The organism is Salmonella sp. 5800 (assembly GCF_046558195.1).
Taxonomy (GTDB): Bacteria; Pseudomonadota; Gammaproteobacteria; order Enterobacterales; family Enterobacteriaceae; genus Salmonella; species Salmonella enterica.
Genome location: NZ_JBGDOX010000007.1, coordinates 23,542 through 48,649, shown reverse-complemented (window position 1 = coordinate 48,649; position 25,108 = coordinate 23,542). Strand labels below are relative to the sequence as shown.

Genomic DNA, 25,108 nt, shown 5'->3' with positions numbered 1-25,108 from the left:
CGCCCTTATTACAGATTCACAACCACATGATGACCGAATTTTTAGTGGAGACGTTTAGATGGGTAAAATTATTGGTATCGACCTGGGTACTACCAACTCTTGTGTAGCGATTATGGATGGAACGCAGGCACGCGTGCTGGAGAACGCCGAGGGCGATCGCACTACGCCTTCTATCATTGCTTATACCCAGGATGGTGAAACTCTGGTTGGTCAGCCGGCTAAACGTCAGGCAGTGACAAACCCGCAAAACACCCTGTTTGCGATTAAACGCCTGATTGGCCGCCGCTTCCAGGACGAAGAAGTTCAACGTGACGTTTCTATCATGCCGTACAAAATCATCGGCGCCGACAACGGCGACGCATGGCTTGATGTGAAAGGTCAGAAAATGGCGCCGCCGCAGATTTCTGCCGAAGTGCTGAAGAAAATGAAGAAAACGGCTGAAGATTATCTGGGCGAACCGGTAACTGAAGCGGTTATCACCGTACCGGCTTACTTTAACGATGCGCAGCGTCAGGCTACCAAAGATGCGGGTCGTATCGCGGGGCTGGAAGTTAAACGTATCATCAACGAACCGACTGCCGCAGCGCTGGCTTACGGTCTGGATAAAGAAGTCGGCAACCGTACTATCGCGGTTTACGACCTCGGTGGTGGTACTTTCGATATCTCTATTATCGAAATCGACGAAGTTGATGGCGAAAAAACCTTTGAAGTTCTGGCAACCAACGGTGATACCCACCTGGGTGGTGAAGACTTCGATACCCGCCTGATCAACTACCTCGTTGACGAGTTTAAGAAAGATCAGGGCATTGACCTGCGTAACGATCCGCTGGCCATGCAGCGCCTGAAAGAGGCCGCAGAAAAAGCCAAAATCGAGCTGTCTTCTGCGCAGCAGACCGACGTGAACCTGCCGTACATTACCGCAGATGCCACCGGTCCGAAACACATGAACATCAAAGTGACTCGTGCAAAACTGGAAAGCCTGGTTGAAGATCTGGTGAACCGTTCTATCGAGCCGCTGAAAGTCGCACTGCAGGACGCTGGCCTGTCCGTGTCTGATATCAACGACGTGATCCTCGTCGGCGGTCAGACCCGTATGCCAATGGTGCAGAAAAAAGTGGCTGAATTCTTTGGTAAAGAGCCGCGTAAAGACGTTAACCCGGACGAAGCTGTGGCTATCGGCGCAGCGGTACAGGGCGGCGTATTGACCGGTGATGTGAAAGACGTACTGCTGCTGGACGTTACCCCGCTGTCTCTGGGTATCGAAACGATGGGTGGCGTGATGACTCCGCTTATCACCAAAAACACCACCATCCCGACCAAGCACAGCCAGGTGTTCTCTACTGCGGAAGACAACCAGTCTGCGGTAACCATCCATGTGCTGCAGGGTGAGCGTAAACGTGCGTCTGATAACAAATCTCTGGGTCAGTTCAACCTGGATGGCATCAACCCGGCGCCGCGCGGTATGCCGCAGATCGAAGTTACCTTCGATATCGATGCTGACGGTATCCTGCACGTTTCCGCGAAAGACAAAAATAGCGGTAAAGAGCAGAAGATCACCATCAAGGCATCTTCTGGTCTGAACGAGGAAGAAATTCAGAAAATGGTTCGCGATGCAGAAGCGAACGCTGAATCCGACCGTAAGTTCGAAGAGCTGGTTCAGACCCGTAACCAGGGCGACCATCTGCTGCACAGCACCCGTAAGCAGGTTGAAGAAGCAGGCGATAAACTGCCGGCTGATGACAAAACCGCTATCGAGTCTGCCCTGAGCGCGCTGGAAACTGCCCTGAAAGGCGAAGATAAAGCCGCTATCGAAGCGAAAATGCAGGAACTGGCGCAGGTTTCCCAGAAACTGATGGAAATCGCTCAGCAGCAACATGCGCAGCAGCAGGCTGGCTCCGCTGACGCTTCTGCAAACAACGCGAAAGATGACGACGTTGTCGACGCTGAGTTTGAAGAAGTAAAAGATAAAAAATAATCGCCCTTTGAACGGGTAATTACTGGCACGGGCGAAGAGGTTTCCTCTCCGCCCGTGTATGCATGTTAAGGGCAGATAAAAAGAGATGGCGAAAAGAGATTACTACGAGATTTTAGGCGTTTCCAAAACAGCGGAAGAGCGTGAAATCAAAAAGGCGTATAAGCGCCTGGCCATGAAATATCATCCGGACCGCAATCAGGGTGATAAAGAGGCCGAAGCTAAATTTAAAGAGATTAAAGAAGCCTACGAAGTGCTGACCGATGCGCAAAAACGCGCAGCCTACGATCAGTATGGTCACGCCGCGTTTGAACAAGGCGGTATGGGCGGCGGATTTGGCGGCGGCTTCAATGGCGGCGCTGATTTCAGTGATATCTTTGGTGACGTTTTTGGCGATATCTTTGGCGGCGGGCGTGGTCGCCAACGTGCGGCGCGTGGGGCTGATTTGCGTTATAACATGGATCTCACCCTGGAAGAAGCGGTGCGTGGCGTGACCAAAGAGATCCGTATTCCGACGCTGGAGGAGTGCGACGTTTGCCACGGCAGCGGCGCGAAAGCTGGCACGCAACCGCAAACCTGTCCGACCTGTCATGGTTCTGGTCAGGTACAGATGCGCCAGGGATTCTTTGCTGTACAGCAGACCTGCCCACACTGTCAGGGACGCGGTACGCTGATCAAAGATCCGTGCCATAAATGCCACGGTCATGGGCGTGTTGAAAAGAGTAAAACTCTGTCCGTTAAAATCCCGGCGGGCGTGGATACCGGCGATCGTATTCGTCTGGCAGGCGAGGGCGAAGCGGGCGAGCATGGCGCACCGGCAGGCGACTTGTACGTTCAGGTCCAGGTGAAACAACACCCTATTTTCGAGCGTGAAGGCAATAATCTTTATTGCGAAGTGCCGATCAACTTTGCGATGGCGGCGCTGGGCGGTGAAATTGAAGTGCCGACGTTAGATGGTCGCGTGATGCTGAAAGTACCGAGCGAAACACAAACGGGCAAGCTGTTCCGTATGCGCGGCAAAGGCGTGAAGTCCGTACGCGGTGGCGCGCAGGGCGATTTGCTGTGCCGTGTGGTGGTTGAAACGCCGGTCGGTCTGAGCGAAAAACAGAAGCAATTGCTAAAAGATCTTCAGGAAAGTTTTGGCGGCCCGACGGGAGAGAAAAACAGCCCGCGTTCAAAAAGCTTCTTTGACGGCGTGAAAAAATTCTTTGACGATTTGACTCGCTAATCTTTTTACCGTTGTATTTTTCTTTAGCCCGGGTGCATATCCGGGCTTTTTTCTGCCTGTACGCGCCCAGGCTTCTGCTAAACGCATCGTATCCTCTCATTTGTTGGTATTTTGTTTTACTGATAAACAAATTGATGTTAATCAGCAGGTTTGTATACGCTCATTCTTTAAAAAAACGTGATGTGATGACATTAACGATTGCTTTTTTAGATGCTGTGAATTGATTTATCTTGAGTATTATCTATATTGCTTTTTTTAGTTTCCGGAGGCAGACAGCGAATGGGATCGAAAGGTGCCAACAAGAGCTTTGATTATAATTTAATCAAAATTCTTGACGCTGTTATTTTGTCAGGAAATGCGGCTATGGCGGCAAAAAAGTTAGGCATTACACCGGCTGCCGTCTCTATGGCGTTAAAGCGCCTGCAGAGTTATTACCCGGAAGAACTGTTTAGCAGAGGGAAAGGCGGGCTCATCCCCACAGCTAAGGCTGTCGACATTCACCAAAATTTCAGTCAGGTGATGAAACTGGTGGATGACACATTTCTCTGTAATAGCAAAAAAGATGAAGCGTTCCAGATAACGTTATTAGGCAGTGATATTGTTGAAAGCTATTATCTTTCTCAGCTCTATAACAGCGATATATTTGACCGTATTTTGATAAATCATTTCACTGTCAGAAATATGAGTCGGGAGCATATCAGCGAACTTCTGTTTACTGCGCAAGGCGATCTGTTGATTAGTGCCGAACCTTTGCTGGAGTCCGGCATAGAGAATCAAATTATTGATAGTTTTAAATCATTTGTTTGTATCTGTAGCAGTAAACACATGCTGAGTACCCTCTCACAACTGTCGCTACATCATTTTTATTCTTCGCGTCATGCGTTATATCAGCCGGGAATGGGGGCTTCAGTGATATATCATGATAGCGAGTTATTTAAGGATGAGCTTTACTATACTGGCAGGCGTATTGTCGGCTATCGCAGTGATTCGCTTAACGGTTTGATGAGCATGATCGAACGAACCTCATTGATTGCATTGATGCCTTTGAAATTAGCGCTTTTTTATAAAAACCATCGTAAATATGACATTAAATTTATTCAGCCTCCGCCCGAACTGGCTTTGAAGTCAGTTCAGGTCTATGCATCCTGGAATAAAAATAGTAGAAATATATCGACGATTAATGAGATGGTAAGTATGTTACAAACGCTTTCCTCCTTCCGTCGCTAATACACCTCATTTTTACGCTTTGATTTAATATGGTTTTAAATGATGTGCTTTGATTTTCACCCGTCTGACAGGGCGCTTACACTCCTTGTGTTAATTATTCATTTATAATGATTTCGGAGTGTTAAAATGTCTATTCCCAACCATGTGTCGACAACGGAAGTTGTGCTATTGGAGCTAGAGATCTTACTCACTATTATTTCGATTGGCGCGTGGGGAGGCTTTGTCAGCTATCTTTTACGCAAAGATAAGACAGAATATAATAGTTCTCATGAAAGTATAAAATATTGCTTAACGCAGATCGTGATTTCCTGCTTCACCAGTTTCTTGTTAAGCGCGATTGCGATCGAAAAAGAATGCAGTTTCAACATTGTTCTGTTGGCGGCAGGCTTAGGCGGTGTTTTCGCGAGTCCGATCTTAAAAATTCTTGGGCGGCGGATTAAAAAAATTATCGAAGGAAATAATTAAGATTAATTATCATTCACGGTATCAGGCTCATCCGTGAGCCTTTTACGCGTCTTTTTTCAGCCTGGTCTAGGTCACTCTATTCTTGATCCAGCCATAAATAAATTGTTCGTTATTGTGGTTTTTCTCAGCAACGTTTAAGTAGTACGTGCCCTGACTGCAATTGAGAGCTTTCACCAAAACGGCTTCCCCTTCCTGGCCTCGCCAGGCCAAATAATGTTCGAGAGCGGCAAGCGTCCGCGGGCCAATATTGCCATCCACATGAATATCCGGGTAGCGTTTACCTTGGTGATTAAAGACGTTCAACCAGCGTTGCAGCCACGCGCTGGGGTGGTAAGCGCCTATGTTGACTGCCGCATCGCACAGCTCGAAGGAGACTGGCCACGATAGCGTCGAGATGACATCAAAGCCTGGTTTTATCCAGTAATCCTCTTCGAGAATCGCGTAGGCTTCAGCGCGGGTCAGATCCCGCATATCGCCAGCATAGCCATGCGCTCGCGCCGTGGCTTCGGTAATGCCCCAATGGGTGGCGCCGCCTTTATCTTTAGGGTTAAATACGTAACCGCCTTCAAGCGCAATAATTCCATCTATAATTGGATTCATCTTCCCTTTCCTTCGCTTAGTGAATATGCAGATACATGAGAGAACCTAACGTTACTGAAAATACGGTCGTCAGGGCAGCGATGGTTTGCCGTACAATCTGTTTTTTTCTTCCCTTTGTTTCGCTATCCGTCGCGATAATGGCGATATCACTATTAACTTTGAGACCTTGTCTTGGAATGGTAATAAAAAGATCGTTAATACCAAGCGCTTTAAGGTCACGTCTGATTAAATAGAGAATCTGCGTTAGATTTGCATCATTAACATAGTGGCTTCGACTTCCCCATAACGCGGTGGTTATTTTTTGTCGCTCGATAATCTCCAGATGAGCATTCTCGATGATGAAACTGAGACATTTGGCTCTCATCGCAGTCATTTTAATAACCTGTGAATTTGAGACCGTCCTCAGTTCATATTTACCTTCATTGTAAATGCAGTTGCTATTAATGATATAAGTTTTCATAACGTCTTCCTTTAGAAATGTACATCCTGGTTGTCTGTGGTGACTATATTGTATGAGAAATGTCTTAATCCAATAAATGTCACTGGTTTTATTGTATTGTCATTGTCTATAGCGAGTGTAATCACATTATTTCATTGTAATTAAATGATATTTAATTACATGATAAATGATATTTACTATGTTCTCACCAGAATGGACTAAGCGGGCGCTGAGAGGTGTTGTTTTCTCTTCGGTAGACGGTGTTGTTAACCTCATTTTTATGATTTTTATATCATCTAAAAAGATGATGTTTTGTGATTAGCTATTTTTTATGCCTGTAACGATTATGGACCCCGCAGAACGAGCTGCGAAAATTTTGAAACGTAAAAGGAAATTTTAAAATGGCTACAAGCAAACTGATTCAAGGCGATACAATTACTGAAACTACTCATGCAGCGAATGGTTTTGACCCTGCAACAAGCGATGATAAAATAAGCTATACTTCCGCTCGTGTTGCGAAACCGGTATACAATAAATATAAAAACTCCACGACTAAACCGAAGGTATTCGGTTATTACACCGACTGGTCACAGTATGACAGCCGTCTGCAAGGCAATATGTCCCAACCGGGCCGTGGTTATGATTTAACCAACGTTTCACCGACGGCTTATGACAAACTGATTTTCGGCTTTGTTGGCATCACCGGTTTCAGAAAAATTGATAAAGAAAACCGCGACGTCGTAGCAGAAGCGGCAGCACAGTGCGGCAAAGTGAAATATGAGCCGACCTTCCTCGATCCGTGGGGCGATTTCCAGTCTTATATCAACCTGGGTTTTGAAACCAGCGGCTGGGATGTTGATCCGAAAACCGTGACCCAGGCTAACGCCAAAGGTATGCTGGGCGCGCTGCGTGATATGCAGGCAAAAGCGAAAGCCGCAGGTCACACGCTGGCGCTCTCCATGAGTATCGGCGGCTGGAGCATGAGTAACGGGTTCCACGAAACCGCCGCTTCTGACTCTTCTCGTAAAATCTTCGCCAAAGGCGTGGTGAAACTGTTCAAACAGTTCCCGATGTTCAGCGAAGTGGATATTGACTGGGAATATCCGAACGATGAAGGGGCGGGCAACCCGTTTGGTCCGGAAGATGGCGCTAACTACGCGCTGCTGATTGCCGAACTGCGCAAACAGCTGGATTCTGCTGGTCTGAGCAATGTGAAGATCTCTATCGCGGCTTCCGCGGTGACCACGATTTTTGATCACGCTAAAGTAAAAGATCTGCTGGCTGCTGGCCTGTATGGCATCAACCTGATGACCTATGATTTCTTCGGTACGCCATGGGCGGAAACTCTTGGCCACCATACCAACCGCAAAGCGCTGGAAGAGGGCGGCTGGGCTGTCGAAACCATCGTTGATCACCTGCTGGCGGAAGGTTTCTCCGCTGATCGTATCAACATCGGTTATGCCGGCTATACCCGTAACGCTCGTCAGGCAGAAATTGAATCCCTGTCGCCGCTGAAAGGTTCTTATAACCCGGGAACAGGTGACACTACAGGTTCTTTCGAATCCGGCACCAGCGAATGGTATGACGTCATTTATAGCTACCTGGATCTGGAAAACCAGAAAGGTCGTAACGGTTTCAACGTTTACACCGACCAGGTCGCTGACGCTGACTACCTGTATAGCCCGGAATCCAAACTGTTTTTATCCCTGGATACGCCGCGTACTGTCAAAGCAAAAGGCGAATATGCAGCGAAACTGGGCCTGGGCGGCGTGTTTACCTGGACTATCGATCAGGACAACGGCGTGCTGGTTAACGCCGTGCGTGAAGGTCTGGGTTATGAAATCGAATCTGAAGTTATCGATATGGAACCGTTCTACTTCGAAGGTATCAATGTAGAAAATGGTGAAGAACAGAGCGATAGCGACGACGCGCAGAAAGTCAACCACGCGCCGAAAGCGGCGATTGAACTGATGGTCGTAGGCGGATCTACGGTACAGCTGTCTGGCGCAGGTTCTTCTGATGAAGATAGTGATGAGTTGTCCTTTAGCTGGGGCGTGCCTTCTCAAATCGCTGTGGCAGACAAAACGGCAGAAATCATTGAGGTTGTGGTACCGGAAGTTAGCGAAAAAACAGCCTTTCAGTTCACCCTGTTTGTACGCGACTGCTACAACGAACCGTCCTCTCAACAGCGCTTTGTTCTAACGGCTGTACCTGCGCTATCTCAGGTTCAACCGGAACCGGAAGAGGAAGAAGAGATTATCGTTCCTGTACCGGACGAGGAAGAAGATACCACGCCGGCTGAGGATGATACGCCAGCAGATGACAAAACGTCACCTTACGCGCAGTGGGATGCTTCTACCGTTTATGGCGCAAACTGGGGTTCTTTCGAAATCGTTAGCTGGAAAGGCCATAACTATCAGGTGAAATGGTGGTCTATGGGCGACCAGCCTGACCTGAACTGCGGTATCGGCGGTGCATGGACCGATCTTGGCGCTTACTAATACACGGCATTAAGCACGATGTATTGGGCTTCATGATTCAAGCCCCGGTTTACCGGGGCTTTTCTCCACCAGGGACAGAGGAAGAGCAGACCATGACCATTTCCATTCACGCCAGCGCATTTGACGTCAACAGCTGGTATCAAAAAATCACCTTAACCTTTATCAATGAGAGCGGTAATCCGGTCGATATGAACCATGCCGCAATATCATTCACGGCTTCCGGGCACATCGATCCATGGGGAAATAGCGGCGGTACGCTCAAAGGGAACCTGCCGCTTACGCTGAATGAGAGTTCGTATGGCACGCTGGAAACTAACAACATCATCATTAATAACAGCGATGCATTACTTCTTCAGCCGGGCGAACGCGGGACGCTCTCTTTCAACCTCGCGGCGACGCAGGTGCCGGTAAAAATGTCCGCCATCACCTTGACGCTGGCGTCATCGTCATCCGAAGACGCAGAGTCTGAAACCCCATCCGATCAGGAGACGCCAGCGATACCCGCCGCAGACGAACAACCCGCCGAACCCGATGTGCCGGAAAAGGACAATGACCTTCAGGAACGCGGCCTTACGCTTAACGTTAGCGAGTTGAATACCGCGAGTTGGTATCAACGCGTCACCTTTACGCTGACCAACCTCTACGCTCAGGCGGTAGATCTCAATCAGCTTCAACTGAATTTTACGGCCAGCGCGCACCCCGATCCCTACAGTCCGTTTCAGGGAACAATGCTGGGGAATCAGGCCGTGACGCTGGCCAGCGATGGGGGATGGCCCATCGAGAAGAATACCATCACCATTAATCATGACGGCGCGCTGATGCTGGCGGCGGGGGATACCGTCGAATTACAGTGCTATCTGGCCGCCACGCAGATGCCAGTTGCCATCAGCGATTTGAGCGCGACGTTGGCCCATGACCCTGCCCGTCAGGGAAAAATTTGCGTTCATTTTCCTGCCATGACGCAGACCGTGGCGCTCAAACCGGCGATTGAGCTGCTGTTTCCTGCCGGCGAAACCCGGCGCTTTGTCGGTGAGTGGGGAGAGGTTCTGACAATAAGCGATCTTAGCGCAGGAACGTATCGGCTTACCGTACCGGCACTGGCGAATGATGAGATGCAAATCGCGCCAGTCGAGTCCTCTTTTACCGTTACGCTGCAATCCGGCGATGCCGCCGCGCAGGTCCAGGTATCCTGTCTGCCGATTGTCCGTTATGCCAGCGCGCGTCTGATGATTGACGCCCCTGCGCTTGGTAATGCGAAATTGACCGTTGAGATCGCCGATGCTACGCAAGCGGATGAGCGTACCGTCACGCTTATCGCCAACCAACCGCAGTTAATCACCCGGCTACTGGCGGGGCATCATTATACGGTCAATCTGCAGCCTGCGATGATTAATAACCGCTTTATATCGGCACCCATACAGCTTACGGGTTTTATCCCTGCCGCGGCTCAGGTTGCCGAGGTTGCTGTCGCTTACCAGCAGGCAGCGATCGACACGGCGAGTTTCGTGACGGTGGATGCCACTCTACTGGGCCTGCCTGATGGCGTCGCGCCGCAGCGTTATCTGTTCAGTAGCGGTAAATATCAATACTCATTAATGCTGGAGAGCGGTAGCGATCGGCAGACGTTGGCATTACGCTTTGCGCCCGGGCTGTATGATGTTCAGACGGACGATATTTTCATCGACAGCGTGCCGTGGCGTTGTGAACAGGCCGGGTCGCTACGGTTGTTGCAAAAGGTCAACCATGTGGCGCTGGAGTTTCTGCCCGGCGTGACGCTACAGGTAAAAGGTTGGCCTGATTACCTTGCTCATGGCGGCGTGACGGTTAACGCGCCAGAGACGGTTTCTCTTTATCGCGATATACCGTTTAGCGCGTTGTTTAAATACGATGGTTTTGACGGCGGCGGCGATCCGGTTCCGGCCGCGGAGGTTGACGTGAACGGGGATGGTTTTCTGGATTACGCGACGTTACCGATCCATAAAACCGTTGCGCTGGTGCGCCAGATAGAAAAAGAAGCCGGGCGTAGCGTCATGCCGGTAATGGTCATTTATACCGCGAATGCCAGCGGCGGTAGCGCGCTGGTGGATTTACAGGATGCGCAAAAGCTACGTAACCATTTTGGTAACTTTATTACCCAGTGTCTGGCGGCGCAGTCATACAAAGATGAGACGCATCCTGTCCCGGCTACCTTTGTGCTTAACCCGGATTTTCTGGGGGCGCTACAGCAAGGACCGTATGGCTATACCGTAGTACGGCAAAAAAACAGTGTGCCGGTGAATGCCCAACTGGCGGCGGCGATACAAGCATTACCGGCGATGGCTGGCTTTATCGCGCCTTCGTTGCCGACGTTTAGCGACGATCTCTACGGCTATATTCAGGCGGTGAACTATCTTGTTCGTCAGTTTGCCCCGGATGTGGCTTTTGGCTGGCAGACGAATGTCTGGGCGACAGGAACGGCGGACTGGGTGCTGCGCGATACCGCTGATCCGGTAGCTGAAGGGCAGGCGATCGCCGAATTTATTCATGAACTGGGCGTTTATAGCGGAGAATATGCGCCGGACTTTATTGCGTTTGATAAATTTGAGCGTGACTGTTTCAGTCCTGATGCGCTTGCCCACTATGGCTGGAATGCGACATGCTGGCTTAATTACCTGGCGATGGTCAAACAGGTGACGAAAGCGCTGCTGACGCCCGCCATGCTGTGGCAAATCCCAGGCGGCCATATGCCTACAGTAGAAGAGGGTGTCAGTAAAATCAGCGCTGCGCACTTTGCATCTGGCGGAACCTTTTTTATGGGTGACGCCCGCATTGGCAGCGATCCTGACACGCTCTCTTTGCAGCTACTCAATACGGCCTTAAATAGCGCGACTTACGGCGTCCCGACCGTCGGCGACTTTTTACGTAAAGATAAAGGGTATGACTGGAGCCAGATGCAGGCGCTGAACCTACCGGACTTTAACGTCTTTTCGATCTTATGGGGCGGTGGTTCTACTATCAGTATTACGACAATCCATTCTAACGGTGAAGACGGCGGCTGGCTGGCGGATAAAATGGTAGAGTATTATGCTGATCCACGCTATTTCAGATAATATCACTGCTTATTTGCATTAATCTGGACTATTAGTTTGAGATTCGAAGGTGCGTTCTTTCGAATCTCTTTTCCTGCGCCCCCTGACCTCTCATTCTTTATGCGTAATTCGTTATTAATTTTCTGTAATCATTTTGTATTAAGAATTGTCTTAATCTTAAAAATATTGCGTATTAGTGCGTTGTGAATACAGAAATACTGCATAGCGATGTTATTTATTATTAATTTAAGTACTTTTTGAGAGGTTATACTGTGACGCTACATTGAGTAGACAACCGTTAATGAAAAAAATGATGAACGATGCTTTTGCTAAAGATAATAATGAGAATTCATTACACTCTTTTCTTTTTTCTCAGCAGGCTAAACCTCACGCGGCGATTGATGCCTTATTTTCGGCCTTGTTGCCATTTGGTCAACCGTTTACGCTGGGTATCGGCGATGAGTTTTATTTACAGGCAAATGATGAACACTACATTGTATTACTGGAGTCAGGCGTTGTTTCTTTCTGTCGTGATGACAACCGACTCCATATATCTTCATCGTTTGCGCCATCGGTCGTGGGTATGGTTGACAGCTATGGCGCTACCTATAACGTCCCCGCGCGACCGGAGCACTTTTTGCTCGCAGAAACGGTTTGTACCGGTAGATTTGTTCGCCTGACGGATTTTATAAAAATCGCCGATGAATGCGATTTGTGGCACGACGTGGCCCGTTGTCTGGCTTACCGTCTGATGGTGATGAGCGCGCGCGATCGTGAATTAGTCGGCGTCGATTCTTATCTGAAAGTTCGGGCGCTGCTGACTGAAATCTGGGCTTATCCACAGGCCTACCGGGAAAGCATTATCGTGTTGAATTTTATTCAACGACGTACCGGGATATCGCGCAGTCGGACCATGAAGATTCTGTCTGAACTAAAAAAAGGCGGGTATATCCATATTGATAATGGGCGGCTGACGGCGCTCGGAAAACTGCCAGTGGCGTATTAATGTACTATATGCAACGATATATTTACATATCTCGACTGAATTTGCCTGTTATCGTTAATAGAATGTTTTACTGAAGGTTGTTATGAAGGCTATTTTTAAAAAGTCAATATGGCTAAAGGAGATGGGCCGAACGGCTGGTGTAAAGTCAATATAAAACAACGTGTTACATCTAGTCCTTTAAAACCAAATGTCGATGATTGCAACTTGCCGTTGGCTTGCTAATAATTAATAACATCGTTATCTCATTATAACGTAAAGATTAACTCACGACGTTGAGTGGCTGTTTTATTGCTTCTGACATTTATATCAGAACAAGAAGACGCTTTTTTTCGCATAAGAAAAAGTCGTGATATTGCTGTGAAGAAATATCAGCAGCCGTTTCGTTAAAAAATCTGATTACCCTCATTTTTATATTTAAAAGGAGCTTGAATGAAAAAGCCTGTACTAGCATTAATGGTCTCTGCAATTGCCTTTGGCGGAATGTTGTCCACCGCGCAAGCGGATACTACAACCGTCACTGGCGGTACGGTAAATTTTGTCGGACAGGTCGTTGACGCCGCCTGTTCTGTTTCCGCTGACTCTGTCGATCAGACCGTGACATTAGGCCAGGTCCGCGCCAGTAAATTAACCGAGGCCGGTATGGTGGCGAATCAAAAAGAAGATTTCACCATTAAACTGGAAGACTGCGATACTCAGACCAGCCAGAATGCGGCGGTGATTTTTAATGGCCAGCAGGACGCAAACCAGCCGGGTTCACTGGCGAATACCGCTGGGGCAGGTTCGGCGACGAATGTGGCATTACAACTTTATGGACCAGATGGCCAGGCGCTGAATATCGGTGAATCGTCCAGTACTGTTACCTTGAACGATGGCGAAAACGTTATTCCGCTTAGCGTGGATTATATCGCTACCGGTACGGCGACTGCCGGTAATGTTACCGCGACGGCGACATTTAGCATGGTTTATTCCTGATTCCTTATCGGGATTTTTTTCTCGTCTGTTGGGAGGCGAGAAAGGGGCGTTACGCGCGTCACTGCGCGTAACAAACCGACGGCATCAGGATATTACGCAGATGAAAAAAAACGTACCGATTTTCCTTCGATTATTGCTACTGCTGTCGGCGGCCGGCCTGTCGTTTGCCGCGCAGGCGGGAGGCATTGCGCTGGGCGCGACCAGGGTGATTTATCCGCAGGGAAGTAAGCAAACCTCCTTGCCGATTATTAATTCTTCTGCCAGCAATGTTTTTTTAATTCAGTCATGGGTCGCCAATGCCGATGGTTCACGCTCGACGGATTTTATCATCACGCCGCCTCTCTTTGTGATCCAGCCTCAAAAAGAAAATATATTACGTATTATGTATGTCGGGCCGTCATTACCGACCGATCGCGAAAGCGTATTTTATTTAAACAGTAAAGCGATACCCTCTGTCGATAAAAATAAATTGACCGGCAACTCCCTGCAAATTGCGACGCAAAGCGTGATTAAGCTATTTATTCGCCCGAAAAATCTGGCGGAGGCGCCAGCTCATGCCCCGTCGACGCTTCGCTGCCGTAACGAGCGCGGCCAGCTAACGATTACTAACCCTTCGCCGTACTACGTTTCGATGGTTGAACTGTACAGCGCGGGGAAAAAACTGCCGAATACTATGGTACCGCCGAAAGGCGCGATCACTCTCCCGGCGACGCCCGGCCAGGTATCTTTGCGCACGGTAAACGATTTTGGCGCAACGACGCCAGCACGCGTTTGTCCAGCTTCATGATGTTATGCGTAATCAGCTTTTCATGACGCGATATTACTCCAGCGTAACTAAACCCGTATTAACCCCGCTGGCGTTGGCTATCGCATTGGCACCTGCGCCGGGGTGGGCGGAAAACTATTTCAACCCGGCGTTTCTGTCTGACGACCCGTCTACGGTGGCCGACTTATCGACCTTTTCCCGTAATGCCCAGGCGGCGGGAATGTATCGCGTTGACGTTTACCTGAACAATACGTTTCTCGCGACCAGAGACATAGCCTTCCAGGCGGTGAAAACGACGGGAAAAAGCGCGCCCACCGATGACAGCGGATTACGCGCCTGCCTGACGCCTGAAATGCTTAAAAATATGGGGGTAAACACCGGGGCGTTTCCACTGTTGGCGAAGGCGGCGGCGGGAAGTTGCCCGGATCTCGCCAGTGCGATACCGGCCGCCCGGACCCGCTTTGATTTTGCGCAGCAACGTCTCGATATTAGCATCCCGCAGGCGGCGATGGTTGCCAGCGCCAGAGGCTATATCCCACCGCAATACTGGGATGAAGGTATTAACGCGTTGCTATTGAATTACACCTTTACCGGCGCGAATAGTCAGGATCGGAGCCCAGGCGGCAGTGCGGAGAACAGCTATTTTCTTGGATTGAATAGCGGCCTAAATCTGGGGGCCTGGCGGTTACGCGACTACTCCACATGGAACGCGAATAGCGGCGATCAGAATAGCGACAGCGACTGGCAGCACATCAGTACTTATCTGGAACGTGATGTGGTCTTTTTGCAGGGAGAACTGACGGCAGGCGATAGTTATACCCCCTCCGCATTATTCGACAGCCTTCCTTTTCGCGGGCTACAACTGGCGTCTGACGACAATATGTTGCCAGACAGCATGAAGGGCTTCGCGCCGACCATTCACGGCATTGCCAGAAGCAACGCGCAAGTGACCATTCGGCAAAACGGCTACATCATCAATCAGCGCTATGTGCCGCCCGGGGCATTTACTATTAATGATCTCTATCCCACCGCCGCCAGCGGCGATTTGACTGTGGAAGTCAAAGAGTCCGACGGTTCTATTAATCGCTATAACGTGCCCTATTCCGCCGTGCCGATTCTACAACGAGAAGGGCGGCTGAAGTATGCGGCGACGGTGGCGGAGTATCGCAGCGATAGTAGTCAAAAAGAGAAGGTGAAATTCAGTCAGGCGACCTTGATATGGGGGTTACCGCATGGTTTTACGCTGTATGGCGGAACACAACTTTCCAGTCATTATCACGCGCTGGCGATCGGCAGCGGCGCAAATCTGGGCGACTGGGGCGCGGTGTCGCTGGATGTCACCCAGGCTACCAGTACGCTGGCGGATAATAACACCTACCAGGGGCAATCGCTGCGTTTCCTGTATGCCAAATCGCTTGCACAGTCAGGAACCAATTTACAGCTTATGGGCTATCGCTATTCAACCTCGGGCTTTTACACGTTGGATGATACCACGTGGAAACGGATGAGCGGCTATGACGATGACAGTCGGACTGACAGCGATAAAAGCAGGCCGGAATGGGCGGATTATTACAATCTTTATTATACCAGGAGGGGGAAAGTACAACTCGATATCAATCAACAGCTAGGCGGGTTGGGATCGCTTTTTATTACCGGCAGTCAGCAAAGTTACTGGCACACTGATGAAAAGGATTCTTTGTTGCAGGTGGGATACAGCGATACGCTGGCGGGGATTGCATGGAGCGTTTCTTACAACAATAACAAATCCGCAGGCGATGCGGAGCGCGATCAAATTTTCGCGCTGAATATCTCGGTGCCGCTAAGTCAATGGCTGCAACACGATGATGAGGTCACGCGCCATCACAATGTTTACGCTACCTTTAGCACCAGTACGGACAAAGAGCATAACGTTACGCAGAATGCGGGCCTTAGCGGCACACTGCTGGACGAAAACAATCTTAGTTACAACATACAGCAAGGCTATCAGAATCACGGTATTGGCGAAAGCGGTGCCGCCAGCCTGGAATACGATGGGGCGAAAGGTAACGCCAACATTGGCTATAACGTTAGCGATAACGGCGATTACCAGCAGGTGAATTATGGCCTGAGCGGCGGCCTGGTGGCGCACGCGCATGGAGTGACGCTAAGCCAGCCGTTAGGCAATACCAATATTTTGATTGCCGCGCCGGGCGCAGCCAACGTCGGCGTTGTCGACCAGCCGGGTATTCATACGGACGCGCGTGGCTATGCGGTGGTGCCGTATGCGACGACATATCGCCAAAACCGTATGGCGCTGGACGTTAACGCCATGGCGGATGATGTCGATATTGATGACGCGGTGACTCGCGTTGTGCCGACCGAAGGCGCGCTGGTTCTGGCCAGCTTTAAAGCGCGGGTTGGCGCGCGTGCCCTGGTAACGCTGAATCATAACGGTAAGCCTGTACCCTTTGGCGCAACGGTGACGGTGAATGATCGCCATGCGGAGGCGATTGTTGACGAGGCCGGGGAAGTCTATCTTTCCGGGTTGTCAGCGCAAGGCGTTCTGCACGTTCGCTGGGGGAACCTGCCGGATCAACAGTGCGTCGCGTCCTATCATCTCTCTTCCTCCCGTCAGATTCTGAGTCGACAACATGCGGAGTGTCATTAAATGAAAATACCTCTTTTATTTGCTCTGCTGGCGGGAAGTGTCGTATCGCAGTACGCCTTCGCAGACGTGTGTAAAAACGTTAACGGTGTACCTTCCAGTATTAATTACGATTTAACGACCACTCTGACGGCAGAACAAAACCAGGTGGGAAAGACGGTTCAACTGGAAAAAAGCCAGGAAGTTAATGTACAGGCGGTGTGTCCCGCCGGCGCGGCGACCTATAGCCAGACTTATCGCTCCTATGTGTCGCCATATCCGGTCGTAGAAACGAGCGGTAACTGGAAATATTTAAAGCTGGACCCGGACTACCTTGAAGGCGGAATGCGAATTGAGGATTCTTCGGCGGGCGATATCTATCCGCCAATGAACAATGTCCTGATGGGATATGATGAAAATGTGAAAGCGGGTCAACCGTTTTACGTTCGTGACTCAAATCTGGAGTTTCAGCTCAAAATTGTTAAACCGTTCGTCGGCACGGTGAATATTAGTCCTAAGACTATGTTCAATGTTTATGTCATGACCGCCGCAGGCGATCCGCTGACAGATGTCGTGTACAGCATTCTTTATAGTGGAACGGTGACCGTACCGCAAAGCTGCGAAATCAACGCCGGACAAACGATTCTGGTGAATTTCGGCGCATTATACAGCGGCAATTTCAACCATGCAGGCCAAAAGCCGGAGGGGGTACGGGCGAAAAAATTTAGCGTACCGGTAAAGTGCAGCGGCCTGGATTCGCAGGTCAATTTAACGATGCGTCTTATCGCTACGCCGGATAGCCACGTTCCCCAGGCTATCGCTTCGGATAATGCCGATGTCGGCGTAGTGGTCGAAACCGATGAAGGAAACGCGCTTATCCCCAATGATGTACAGAGCGTCGCGCCTTTTATCACCGATAGCGCCGGACGCGCTAACATCACATTGCAGGCCTACCCGGTAAGTACAACAGGCGAAACGCCTGCGGAAGGGGCATTTACCGCACTGGCCAGCCTGCGAGTGGACTTTGACTAAATGAACAGATCACACTGCGCTCTTTTTGCCATGGGACTAATGTTGTGTCCACAAATCAATGCCAGCGCTGACGACCTCGCTTATAACCTCGAATTTACCGGCACTATTGTGGCGCAAACTTGCGACATAGATATTTCCAGCCTCAGTCAAAGTATTGATTTAGGCCAGTTTGCGGTTGGCGATTTTCCTTCGACGGGAACAACGACAAAATTTAAGCCCTTTAATATCAACCTCAAAAATTGTTCCCGAGGAATTGCCGGGGCGAAGATCTGGTTTACCGGCGAACCCGATCCGGACAATCCCGCGCTACTGGCGATAACCGACACCGGAATGGGAAGCGGAAACATGTTAGCAAGCGGGGTTGGGGTGGAAATTCTGAATGATGATCAGGATACCATCAGTATCAATAATGCCGACTCGGTGGTCTATCCGTTGAAAGCCGGACGCAACACGCTGTCTTTTTATATTCGCTATAAATCGACCCGGCCGACGGTCACGTCCGGGAACGCGACGGCGGTCATGTATTTCGATATGCAGTATGAATGAGGAGCCATCGTAATTATGCGTAACGATATCCTGTACGGCATCGGGATGCTGCTGGCGGCATCCGGCGTCCAGGCGCACGATGGCCGGGTCTATGTCTCCGGAACCATCACGGACAATACGTGTTCGCTCTCTCCAGGCTCGGAAAATATTAACGTGGCGATGGGCGCGGTTTCTCAACGGCAGTTTTATCGCGCAGGCGACGGTTCCGCATGGCAACCTTTTGCTATCGATTTACAGAACTGCGGCAGCACTGCCAGCGGCGTAACGGTCAGTTTTAGCGGTGCGGCGGACAGTCTTAATACGGATTTATTGGCGCTTACCGCAGGGGAAAGCGACGCTTCAGGCATTGGGATTGCGCTTTATGATCAAAATAAAACCTTAATCCCACTGGGGCAGGAGAGTGATGTGGTGACGCTCAGTCCGGGTCAGGCGTCGGCGCATCTGCAATTTTATGCGCGTTATCTTGCCGATGGCGGCACGGTAACGCCCGGGGACGCCAATGCCTCCGCAACCTTCATTCTTGCCTATGAATAAGCTCTTTTTACGCTGCGCGATATATTGGTGCTTGCTTCCCATATCATGGGCGCAGGCTGGCGTGGTAATTGGCGGTACTCGCTTTATCTATCATGCGGGCGCCCCGGCATTAAGCGTACCGGTAAGTAACCATTCAGAAGCGTCCTGGTTAATTGATACGCATATTTTACCTGGTGGCTGCTGGCCTGGAACCAAAAACGAAGGGAATATCACGCCCTTCGTGGTCACGCCGCCATTATTTATGCTTTCAGCGCGCCAGGAAAACTCAATGCGGGTGGTTTATACCGGCGGACCGCTACCCGCCGACAGGGAAAGTCTGTTTACCTTGAGTATCGCCGCTATTCCCTCCGGTAAACCGGAAGCGAACCGTGTACAAATGGCGTTTCGTTCGGCTTTAAAATTGCTCTATCGCCCTGAGGGACTCGCCGGCAATCCGCAGCAGGCCTACCGGCATCTGATCTGGTCGCTTACCCCCGATGGCGCGACGGTACGCAATCCGACACCCTATTACGTTACGCTCTTTTTATTACGCGCTAATGAGCGCGCCCAGGACAACGCCGGGGTCGTGGCTCCCTTTGCAACGCGTCAAACGGACTGGTGCCGGCACACGGTTCGCTGCACTGTGCGCTGGCAAAGTATTAATGACTATGGGCGGGTAATGCCAGCGCAAACCGTGGATCTGACGCGTATTCATTAACCTATTTTTCAGGCGTCTCCCGATAGCGGGAGGCTTTCCGATCTTATCGAACGAGACTTTTATTATGTATTATCACGCGTTAAAACTTTCCCGACTGGCGATGTTGACGTTGGCAGGCGTTGCCGTATCCGCCTCGGCAATCGCCGCCGATTCTGCCCCGACGTCGCAAATTGGCCCGACGGCGGAAGCCTACATCGTCAGTCATCCGGATAAAGTGGGAGAGGTGGTGGCAACGTATTTGGCCGAACATCCGGAATTTTTGGTCGCCGCCAGCGAGACGTTGCATCAGCGTCAGCAGATTGCGCAACAACAGGCGTATGTTCAACTGGCATTACAGTATCGTGCTGAGTTGCTCAGTAGCAGCAGTCCTTCCGTTGGGCCCAACGAGGCAAAAGCGGCGGTGGTGATGTTCTTTGATTACCAGTGCTCGTGGTGCAGCAAAATGGCGCCTGTGGTCGAAAACCTGATTAAGGCGAACCCGGATACCCGGTTTATTTTCAAAGAGTTTCCTATTTTTTCCTCCCGCTGGCCGGTATCCGGACTGGCGGCCAGAGTCGGCGAGCAGGTATGGCTTACCCAGGGCGGGGCGAAATATCTCGACTGGCATAATGCGCTTTATGCCACAGGGAAGGTGGAAGGCGCGTTAACGGAACACGATGTCTATACCCTGGCGCAACATTATCTAACGCCGACGCAGCTGGCCGCCGTAAAAGAAGCGCAAAGCAGCGGTGCAGTACATGATGCGCTCCTCACTAACCAGGCACTGGCGCAGCATATGGACTTTAGCGGCACGCCTGCTTTTGTCGTCATGCCTCAGACGCAAAACGGTGATGTAAAACGGGTGACCGTGATCCCGGGAAGCACGACTCAGGATATGTTGCAAATGGCGATTCAGAAAGCGAAGGGGTGATATTCGCTCAGAGGAGAACGCACAGGAGTGAAAGTAAAATGAAGTCTATGCGTTGCGTCATACCGGTGATTTTACTTTCCTTTATCGTTCATGAAGGGACAGCGAAACCGACCGCTCAGATTCATTTTATGGGATCGGTTGTTGAGGCAGGCTGCTGGAATGACGTGGGAACCTTAGAAATTCAATGCCATAATAAACAGGGAGTTGAACGTTATATTATTGTCGAGAATATTATCACGCCGATATCGTCTCCTCATGCAACGGTAAAACGAGATTATTTGGATGAAGATAAGCAATTAACAGTGCTACGCATTGTCTATGACTGAACCGCGTAGCAGACCGCAGATGGTGTCCCGTCAGTGTCGTGTGAGGATATTATGAAAAATGTTCTCACCTTCCCGGGACACGGTCTATAGACTTTATCTTCAGATAAATGGCGCTAAAAAGAAAAGTACGATCAATAAAAAAAGAGTGGGAATACCAATAGATATAATTTTATTACATCGGTGAGTATGATGTTGAATAGCTTGTGGCGGTATGTCAGCAGCGTCAATGATAAATCTTTCATCGATTTTTATCCCCTGCCTGGGGAGCGTAACGAACAGTTCGAAAAGCCCGATTTGTTGTAAATCTCGTCGCAGCAGATAAAGAAGTTGCGTCAAATTAGCATCGCTAACAAATTGACTTCGCTCTCCCCAAACTGCGTGTGAAATCATCTCCCGCGTAATCAGTTTCTTGTAGGCATTTTCAAAAAGATAGCTTAAACAACGCGCACGCATTAGCGTCACCTTTAGCACTTTTTTATCATGTAATGATATTATTTCTCTTAACGACTCATTATAAATAAATTCGTTATTAATAGTGTATTGTCTCATGAATTCACTCCGTTTTGATATTCATAAGGTAAGTTTCACACTGTCAGTGTGTTTACTGGCGGTAAAGTACTCCTTACATCAGTACGGATAAGCGTAGAGAACCGCAAAGAAATAAGAGAATCATTTGTGATTAAACAGGATAACATTATGCTTTTTTACTTTTTTATAAAGTGTGTCAGATGTTTTTTATAAAATAGCATCATGTGTTTTTATTTCACACAGGCCGGGTGGTGCAGTTTAAAATAAACCTAAACACGATGACCGTAACGCGTCCGTATGAATATGGTAAAACGGAAGTCGGGAACCGGGGCTATAGCAGTTTTGTGAGCGCTAAGCATTTATTGACTAATGGTCACCTGGTTATTCACTTCGGCGCGACGACGGTTGATGAGTTTGAACATACCATTACCGCGCAACCAGGTTCCAGCGATCTTGTCGATCCGGATGAAGGGCAACAGGCGTTAGGTCGACTGGTATTACAAGAAATCAATAAAGAGACGAAAGAGGTCTTATTCGAAGCGATGGTGACGTCGGGCTATTTCAAGAACGAAGAGACGAATGGCACGAATTATCGTTATGATATTTCTGCATTTCGGGTATACAAAATGCCGCTGTTTGCATAACTAAGTATGTTATGCGGCCGGTTATCGACCGCATAACATTATGGCTTATTTGCTAATATCATCCACGCGCATGGTGTGGTCAGGTTGAATATTATTAACCTGCTTCATATAGTTAACCAACGCCGGTGCGGTTTGTATCCCTATATATTTGATATTTTTACCTTTAGTGAAGGTAAATCCGCCACCACCTTTACCGATAAAGGAATCCAGCGCGACGGTATAGAGTTTATTGTCTTCTACCGGTTTGCCTTTGATATCAAATTCAACAATACGCTGGCCCAGCGGTTTGGTGCTGTCATATTTAAACTGGACGGTTTTCGATACGTGCAGCATACCGTTTTTCAGATCGGCAGCGTGTGACATGATGGATTTCAGGTCCTTACCGCTGATTTCCATGCTCATGACATCGTTGGTGAACGGATACATACTCAGCACATCACCATAGGTGATATTACCTTTAGGCAATTCGGTACGGATACCGCCAGCGTTATAGAAGGCGGCGTCGGCGCCAGGAACGGTAGCCATCAGGGCGTCGGTGATTAAGTTGCCGGTTGGCGCGGATTCACCGTAAGAACGGGTTAGCACTTCCGGAGAGTGCGCGACCACCTCATCGGTAATTTTCTTAACCTTGTTATCCCATTCGTCAATTTTGGCCTGCGTGACCGGATCTGGCTTATAAGTATCCGCATACATGGTGATCAACTTACCATTGTAGCTGTCCACTTTTTTGGTTTCCGGGTTCCAGTCAAGCACCAGTTTACCTAATTCGATGGTGTACGCATCCGTGGAAACGACAAGGGTATCGCCCACTTTAATCGGTTCTGGCGTACCTTTATGCGCATGGCCGGTAATCAGGACGTTAAGTCCATAGCCTTCCAGCGATTTCGCCATATCAACGTCGGTTTTCAGAGCGCGTGCGACATCAGCCTCGCCTGCGCTGGACTGCATACCCGGCACGCCTTCGTGGGCGAGCAGCACGGTCAGGTCAACTTTCCCTTTTAACTCTTCCAGCTGTTTTTTCACATAAGGAATCGGATCGCGGCAGTCAACGCCTTCACGCACGCCTGCGGCAATCGCTTCATAGAATGCGGAAACGCCGTGCATACCGATGACGCCGATCTTGAATCCATCTTTTTCCACGATGGTATACGGTTCTTTAATTAATGGCGTATCTGTGCCGCTGTAAAAAACATTATCCAACAATACCGGGAATTGCAATTTGCTGAGTTGTTTAACCAGATTCTCATGGCCATGGTCAAATTCATGGTTACCGACAGAGACGGCGTCGTAAGGCATGGTATTTAAAATATCAATAATAGCCTCGCCTTTGGTCAGCGTACTGATAAAAGGTCCGGTGAAATAGTCGCCAGCATCAAAGAAAAAGACATCTTTCTCTTTCGCTTTTGCATCTTTGACAATTTTCGAGATGGGCGCAAAGCCCCCTACCGGACGTGTCTTGGATACATAGGGGATAATTTCCGGGGTCACATGGGCATGTAAATCGTTTGTATAATAAATTGTGATGTCACGCGCATCGGCTGAAAAGGAAATGGCTGAAGACAAACCAATGCACAGCGACAGTAGGGATATCGAAAACTTTTTGTTCATATAAACCATCCATTTACGCTACATTAAAGAAAAACAATGCCTGTAGTCGTGTCATCCACGACTACAAACGGGGGAAATTAAGTAATATTCATCAAGTTTATTAATTATTAAAACTCGAAGCCGATCAGGTAATTCATACGGTCGCCGTAGCCGTCATACCCCAATTTATTATTGAAGTAACGGTAAGAGACGGAGGCGGTCCATCGCGGCATAAATTTCCATGTAAACGTTACCGCGCCGTTCAGGCCGGTCTTCCCACCCTGCTGTTCGGCGTAGGCATCATTACGATCCATTTCAACTTCGTTCCAGTTTGAAATGACGAACTTTTCATTAAACATATCGAAGTTATAAGCCGCGACCCAACCGAGAACATAACCGTTAAAGCCTGTCGCCTGTCCATACTTTTTAGAGGTATAATCGTTCGATAAGTTATGAACAGCGAAATAGGGCTTAATAAAGCCTGATGGGCTGGTTAAACCCAGATAACCTACCCCGTACATCATGTTTAATTCATCACCGAATTTATTCTCCATCGACATATAGAGTTTCATCATTGCGGTAAAGTTAGAGCCTTCTACCACCCTATAATGTCCCAGAAATTGGGTAACATGGTTACGGCCTTCTACCGGATGGTTGAGCACGTTCATTTCATAAAATGATGCAAATTCGCCCCTGTCAAACACGGCGCCGAAATCGGCTACCGCTTTCCACACTTCGCCGCGATCGACATTGACAAAGCCTTTATTCCAGTCGCCATATCCGAAGCTAAGTTTACCGTATACGCGTTTCAATTCCGCTGCCTGGCCATTAAAGCAAGAGAAAAGAACACATGCGGCGAGTAGACTATTAATATATTTCTTATTTTTCATGCTCAACTCCATGAGGTAAAAACACAGTGAAATGTTGTGTAAAGAAGCGAATTCTAAGGAGTGTCTTTTTATACGTAGGTGATAGATGTCTCAAAAATATCAGCGACATATAATCGTCAAATATTCATGTCAGATAATGTTGTTTATTACGCGATAACTATTTGATTTATAGTTTATGTCTCTGTTGTAAAAGTCACACCGGATAGCATGAAATTAATGAAACTTCGAATGGGGATAATTTCTCGCAAAGACAACTTACTGCCAGTAAATGAGGGTGTTAGCGTTGAAACAACAACATATATTGACATCACAATAGCGGTTCTGACACATGGGCCATATTTGAGATCTGCATCACTCGTTCGCGATTTCTTTTTTTATAGACTGCTTCAGGCGTGTTTTCTTTAGCACGAAATATATTTATGGTATTAATATTATAATGAGTGTGAATAATTTTCTACGATAAAACGATGTTAATGGAAGAAATATAAGACAAATCGAATATATATAGTGCAATTAATTCAGGCTGTATTCCGCAGCCGGGTCTATC

At 48.9% G+C, this 25,108-nt stretch carries 21 protein-coding genes and 1 pseudogene; 17 read left to right on the top strand and 5 right to left on the bottom strand.

The features are described from left to right. The first annotated feature begins 58 nt into the window (after positions 1-58). From dnaK to ACLJZ5_RS14125, 4 genes are all read left to right on the top strand, one after another. Positions 59-1,975: a molecular chaperone DnaK gene (gene dnaK / locus ACLJZ5_RS14140; protein ID WP_000516126.1), complete on the top strand. Its 1,917-nt coding sequence runs from the start codon at positions 59-61 to the stop codon at positions 1,973-1,975. An 85-nt stretch (positions 1,976-2,060) separates the two neighbouring features. Beyond that, on the top strand, positions 2,061-3,200 hold the full coding sequence (gene dnaJ, locus ACLJZ5_RS14135) for a molecular chaperone DnaJ (protein WP_001119009.1): 1,140 nt from the start codon (positions 2,061-2,063) through the stop codon (positions 3,198-3,200). A gap of 279 nt (positions 3,201-3,479) precedes the next feature. Continuing rightward, the gene (locus tag ACLJZ5_RS14130; RefSeq protein ID WP_024797406.1) at positions 3,480-4,427 is read left to right on the top strand and encodes a LysR family transcriptional regulator; all 948 of its coding nucleotides are present in this window, start codon (positions 3,480-3,482) and stop codon (positions 4,425-4,427) included. Positions 4,428-4,553: 126 nt separating this feature from the next. Further along, positions 4,554-4,892 carry a phage holin family protein gene (locus ACLJZ5_RS14125; RefSeq protein ID WP_031617789.1) on the top strand — a complete coding sequence of 113 codons (339 nt, stop codon included), beginning with the start codon at positions 4,554-4,556 and terminating at the stop codon, positions 4,890-4,892. A gap of 66 nt (positions 4,893-4,958) precedes the next feature. Here the strand turns inward: ACLJZ5_RS14125 and ACLJZ5_RS14120 are convergent, their stop codons facing one another. Together ACLJZ5_RS14120 and ACLJZ5_RS14115 are read right to left on the bottom strand one after the other, a co-directional pair. Then, positions 4,959-5,492: a glycoside hydrolase family 108 protein gene (locus ACLJZ5_RS14120; RefSeq protein ID WP_024797407.1), complete on the bottom strand. Its 534-nt coding sequence runs from the start codon at positions 5,490-5,492 to the stop codon at positions 4,959-4,961. Between the two features lie 16 nt (positions 5,493-5,508). Next, positions 5,509-5,952, bottom strand: coding sequence for a transcriptional regulator (locus ACLJZ5_RS14115; protein ID WP_000860681.1), 444 nt, complete (start codon positions 5,950-5,952; stop codon positions 5,509-5,511). A 380-nt stretch (positions 5,953-6,332) separates the two neighbouring features. Here ACLJZ5_RS14115 and ACLJZ5_RS14110 point away from each other — a divergent pair, with 380 nt between their 5' ends. The 12 genes from ACLJZ5_RS14110 to ACLJZ5_RS14055 all read left to right on the top strand — a co-directional run bounded on the left by ACLJZ5_RS14110 (position 6,333) and on the right by ACLJZ5_RS14055 (position 20,912). Then, entirely contained in the window at positions 6,333-8,432 is a 2,100-nt protein-coding gene (locus ACLJZ5_RS14110; RefSeq protein WP_024797408.1) for a glycosyl hydrolase family 18 protein, read from the top strand. 92 nt (positions 8,433-8,524) lie between these two features. After that, positions 8,525-11,521, top strand: a complete 2,997-nt coding sequence (locus ACLJZ5_RS14105) for a hypothetical protein (protein WP_024797409.1) — start codon at positions 8,525-8,527, stop codon at positions 11,519-11,521. 280 nt (positions 11,522-11,801) lie between these two features. Next, positions 11,802-12,506: a winged helix-turn-helix transcriptional regulator gene (locus ACLJZ5_RS14100; protein WP_024797410.1), complete on the top strand. Its 705-nt coding sequence runs from the start codon at positions 11,802-11,804 to the stop codon at positions 12,504-12,506. A 429-nt stretch (positions 12,507-12,935) separates the two neighbouring features. Next, on the top strand, positions 12,936-13,478 hold the full coding sequence (locus ACLJZ5_RS14095; protein ID WP_000743357.1) for a fimbrial protein BcfA: 543 nt from the start codon (positions 12,936-12,938) through the stop codon (positions 13,476-13,478). 100 nt (positions 13,479-13,578) lie between these two features. Next, the gene (gene bcfB, locus ACLJZ5_RS14090) at positions 13,579-14,265 is read left to right on the top strand and encodes a fimbrial biogenesis chaperone BcfB (protein WP_024797411.1); all 687 of its coding nucleotides are present in this window, start codon (positions 13,579-13,581) and stop codon (positions 14,263-14,265) included. A gap of 4 nt (positions 14,266-14,269) precedes the next feature. Further along, on the top strand, positions 14,270-16,891 hold the full coding sequence (gene bcfC / locus ACLJZ5_RS14085; protein WP_024797412.1) for a fimbrial usher BcfC: 2,622 nt from the start codon (positions 14,270-14,272) through the stop codon (positions 16,889-16,891). Further along, positions 16,892-17,899: a fimbrial protein BcfD gene (locus ACLJZ5_RS14080; protein WP_000701240.1), complete on the top strand. Its 1,008-nt coding sequence runs from the start codon at positions 16,892-16,894 to the stop codon at positions 17,897-17,899. Further along, positions 17,900-18,445, top strand: a complete 546-nt coding sequence (locus ACLJZ5_RS14075; protein WP_001082038.1) for a fimbrial protein BcfE — start codon at positions 17,900-17,902, stop codon at positions 18,443-18,445. A 15-nt stretch (positions 18,446-18,460) separates the two neighbouring features. After that, positions 18,461-18,979 (top strand): fimbrial protein BcfF, encoded by a 519-nt coding sequence (locus ACLJZ5_RS14070; RefSeq protein WP_001243231.1) that lies wholly within the window; start codon positions 18,461-18,463, stop codon positions 18,977-18,979. Further along, the gene (gene bcfG, locus ACLJZ5_RS14065) at positions 18,945-19,676 is read left to right on the top strand and encodes a fimbrial chaperone BcfG (protein ID WP_077914019.1); all 732 of its coding nucleotides are present in this window, start codon (positions 18,945-18,947) and stop codon (positions 19,674-19,676) included. Before ACLJZ5_RS14070 ends, bcfG begins: the two co-directional genes overlap by 35 nt. Positions 19,677-19,740: 64 nt before the next feature. Further along, positions 19,741-20,586, top strand: a complete 846-nt coding sequence (locus ACLJZ5_RS14060; RefSeq protein ID WP_000291393.1) for a DsbA family protein — start codon at positions 19,741-19,743, stop codon at positions 20,584-20,586. A gap of 38 nt (positions 20,587-20,624) precedes the next feature. Continuing rightward, complete coding sequence (locus tag ACLJZ5_RS14055) at positions 20,625-20,912, top strand: hypothetical protein (RefSeq protein ID WP_000839834.1); 288 nt, start codon at positions 20,625-20,627, stop codon at positions 20,910-20,912. Between the two features lie 99 nt (positions 20,913-21,011). On the opposite strand, the gene ACLJZ5_RS14050 is transcribed toward ACLJZ5_RS14055, so the two are convergent. Continuing rightward, on the bottom strand, positions 21,012-21,461 hold the full coding sequence (locus tag ACLJZ5_RS14050) for a transcriptional regulator (RefSeq protein ID WP_001250361.1): 450 nt from the start codon (positions 21,459-21,461) through the stop codon (positions 21,012-21,014). Between the two features lie 224 nt (positions 21,462-21,685). Between ACLJZ5_RS14050 and ACLJZ5_RS14045 the strand changes: the two are divergent. Beyond that, positions 21,686-22,084, top strand: a pseudogene (locus ACLJZ5_RS14045) (aryl-sulfate sulfotransferase); the annotation flags it as partial. 45 nt (positions 22,085-22,129) lie between these two features. On the opposite strand, the gene ACLJZ5_RS14040 reads toward ACLJZ5_RS14045, so the two are convergent. Together ACLJZ5_RS14040 and ACLJZ5_RS14035 are read right to left on the bottom strand one after the other, a co-directional pair. Continuing rightward, positions 22,130-23,701: a bifunctional metallophosphatase/5'-nucleotidase gene (locus ACLJZ5_RS14040; RefSeq protein WP_000262864.1), complete on the bottom strand. Its 1,572-nt coding sequence runs from the start codon at positions 23,699-23,701 to the stop codon at positions 22,130-22,132. 98 nt (positions 23,702-23,799) lie between these two features. Then, the gene (locus ACLJZ5_RS14035) at positions 23,800-24,561 is read right to left on the bottom strand and encodes an outer membrane protein OmpK (RefSeq protein WP_024797415.1); all 762 of its coding nucleotides are present in this window, start codon (positions 24,559-24,561) and stop codon (positions 23,800-23,802) included. Positions 24,562-25,108 lie beyond the last annotated feature (547 nt).

Bases quoted from the DNA above. Each gene is read 5' to 3' on its own strand.
- ACLJZ5_RS14035 (WP_024797415.1), bottom strand. From the start codon at position 24,561: ATGAAAAATAAGAAATATATTAATAGTCTACTCGCCGCATGTGTTCTT.
- bcfG (WP_077914019.1), top strand. From the start codon at position 18,945: ATGCCTCCGCAACCTTCATTCTTGCCTATGAATAAGCTCTTTTTACGC.
- ACLJZ5_RS14125 (WP_031617789.1), top strand. From the start codon at position 4,554: ATGTCTATTCCCAACCATGTGTCGACAACGGAAGTTGTGCTATTGGAG.
- ACLJZ5_RS14075 (WP_001082038.1), top strand. From the start codon at position 17,900: ATGAACAGATCACACTGCGCTCTTTTTGCCATGGGACTAATGTTGTGT.
- ACLJZ5_RS14040 (WP_000262864.1), bottom strand. From the start codon at position 23,701: ATGGTTTATATGAACAAAAAGTTTTCGATATCCCTACTGTCGCTGTGC.
- ACLJZ5_RS14080 (WP_000701240.1), top strand. From the start codon at position 16,892: ATGAAAATACCTCTTTTATTTGCTCTGCTGGCGGGAAGTGTCGTATCG.
- ACLJZ5_RS14120 (WP_024797407.1), bottom strand. From the start codon at position 5,492: ATGAATCCAATTATAGATGGAATTATTGCGCTTGAAGGCGGTTACGTA.
- ACLJZ5_RS14115 (WP_000860681.1), bottom strand. From the start codon at position 5,952: ATGAAAACTTATATCATTAATAGCAACTGCATTTACAATGAAGGTAAA.
- dnaJ (WP_001119009.1), top strand. From the start codon at position 2,061: ATGGCGAAAAGAGATTACTACGAGATTTTAGGCGTTTCCAAAACAGCG.
- dnaK (WP_000516126.1), top strand. From the start codon at position 59: ATGGGTAAAATTATTGGTATCGACCTGGGTACTACCAACTCTTGTGTA.
- bcfC (WP_024797412.1), top strand. From the start codon at position 14,270: ATGCGTAATCAGCTTTTCATGACGCGATATTACTCCAGCGTAACTAAA.
- ACLJZ5_RS14105 (WP_024797409.1), top strand. From the start codon at position 8,525: ATGACCATTTCCATTCACGCCAGCGCATTTGACGTCAACAGCTGGTAT.
- ACLJZ5_RS14110 (WP_024797408.1), top strand. From the start codon at position 6,333: ATGGCTACAAGCAAACTGATTCAAGGCGATACAATTACTGAAACTACT.
- ACLJZ5_RS14050 (WP_001250361.1), bottom strand. From the start codon at position 21,461: ATGAGACAATACACTATTAATAACGAATTTATTTATAATGAGTCGTTA.
- ACLJZ5_RS14095 (WP_000743357.1), top strand. From the start codon at position 12,936: ATGAAAAAGCCTGTACTAGCATTAATGGTCTCTGCAATTGCCTTTGGC.
- bcfB (WP_024797411.1), top strand. From the start codon at position 13,579: ATGAAAAAAAACGTACCGATTTTCCTTCGATTATTGCTACTGCTGTCG.
- ACLJZ5_RS14100 (WP_024797410.1), top strand. From the start codon at position 11,802: ATGAAAAAAATGATGAACGATGCTTTTGCTAAAGATAATAATGAGAAT.
- ACLJZ5_RS14070 (WP_001243231.1), top strand. From the start codon at position 18,461: ATGCGTAACGATATCCTGTACGGCATCGGGATGCTGCTGGCGGCATCC.
- ACLJZ5_RS14055 (WP_000839834.1), top strand. From the start codon at position 20,625: ATGAAGTCTATGCGTTGCGTCATACCGGTGATTTTACTTTCCTTTATC.
- ACLJZ5_RS14130 (WP_024797406.1), top strand. From the start codon at position 3,480: ATGGGATCGAAAGGTGCCAACAAGAGCTTTGATTATAATTTAATCAAA.
- ACLJZ5_RS14060 (WP_000291393.1), top strand. From the start codon at position 19,741: ATGTATTATCACGCGTTAAAACTTTCCCGACTGGCGATGTTGACGTTG.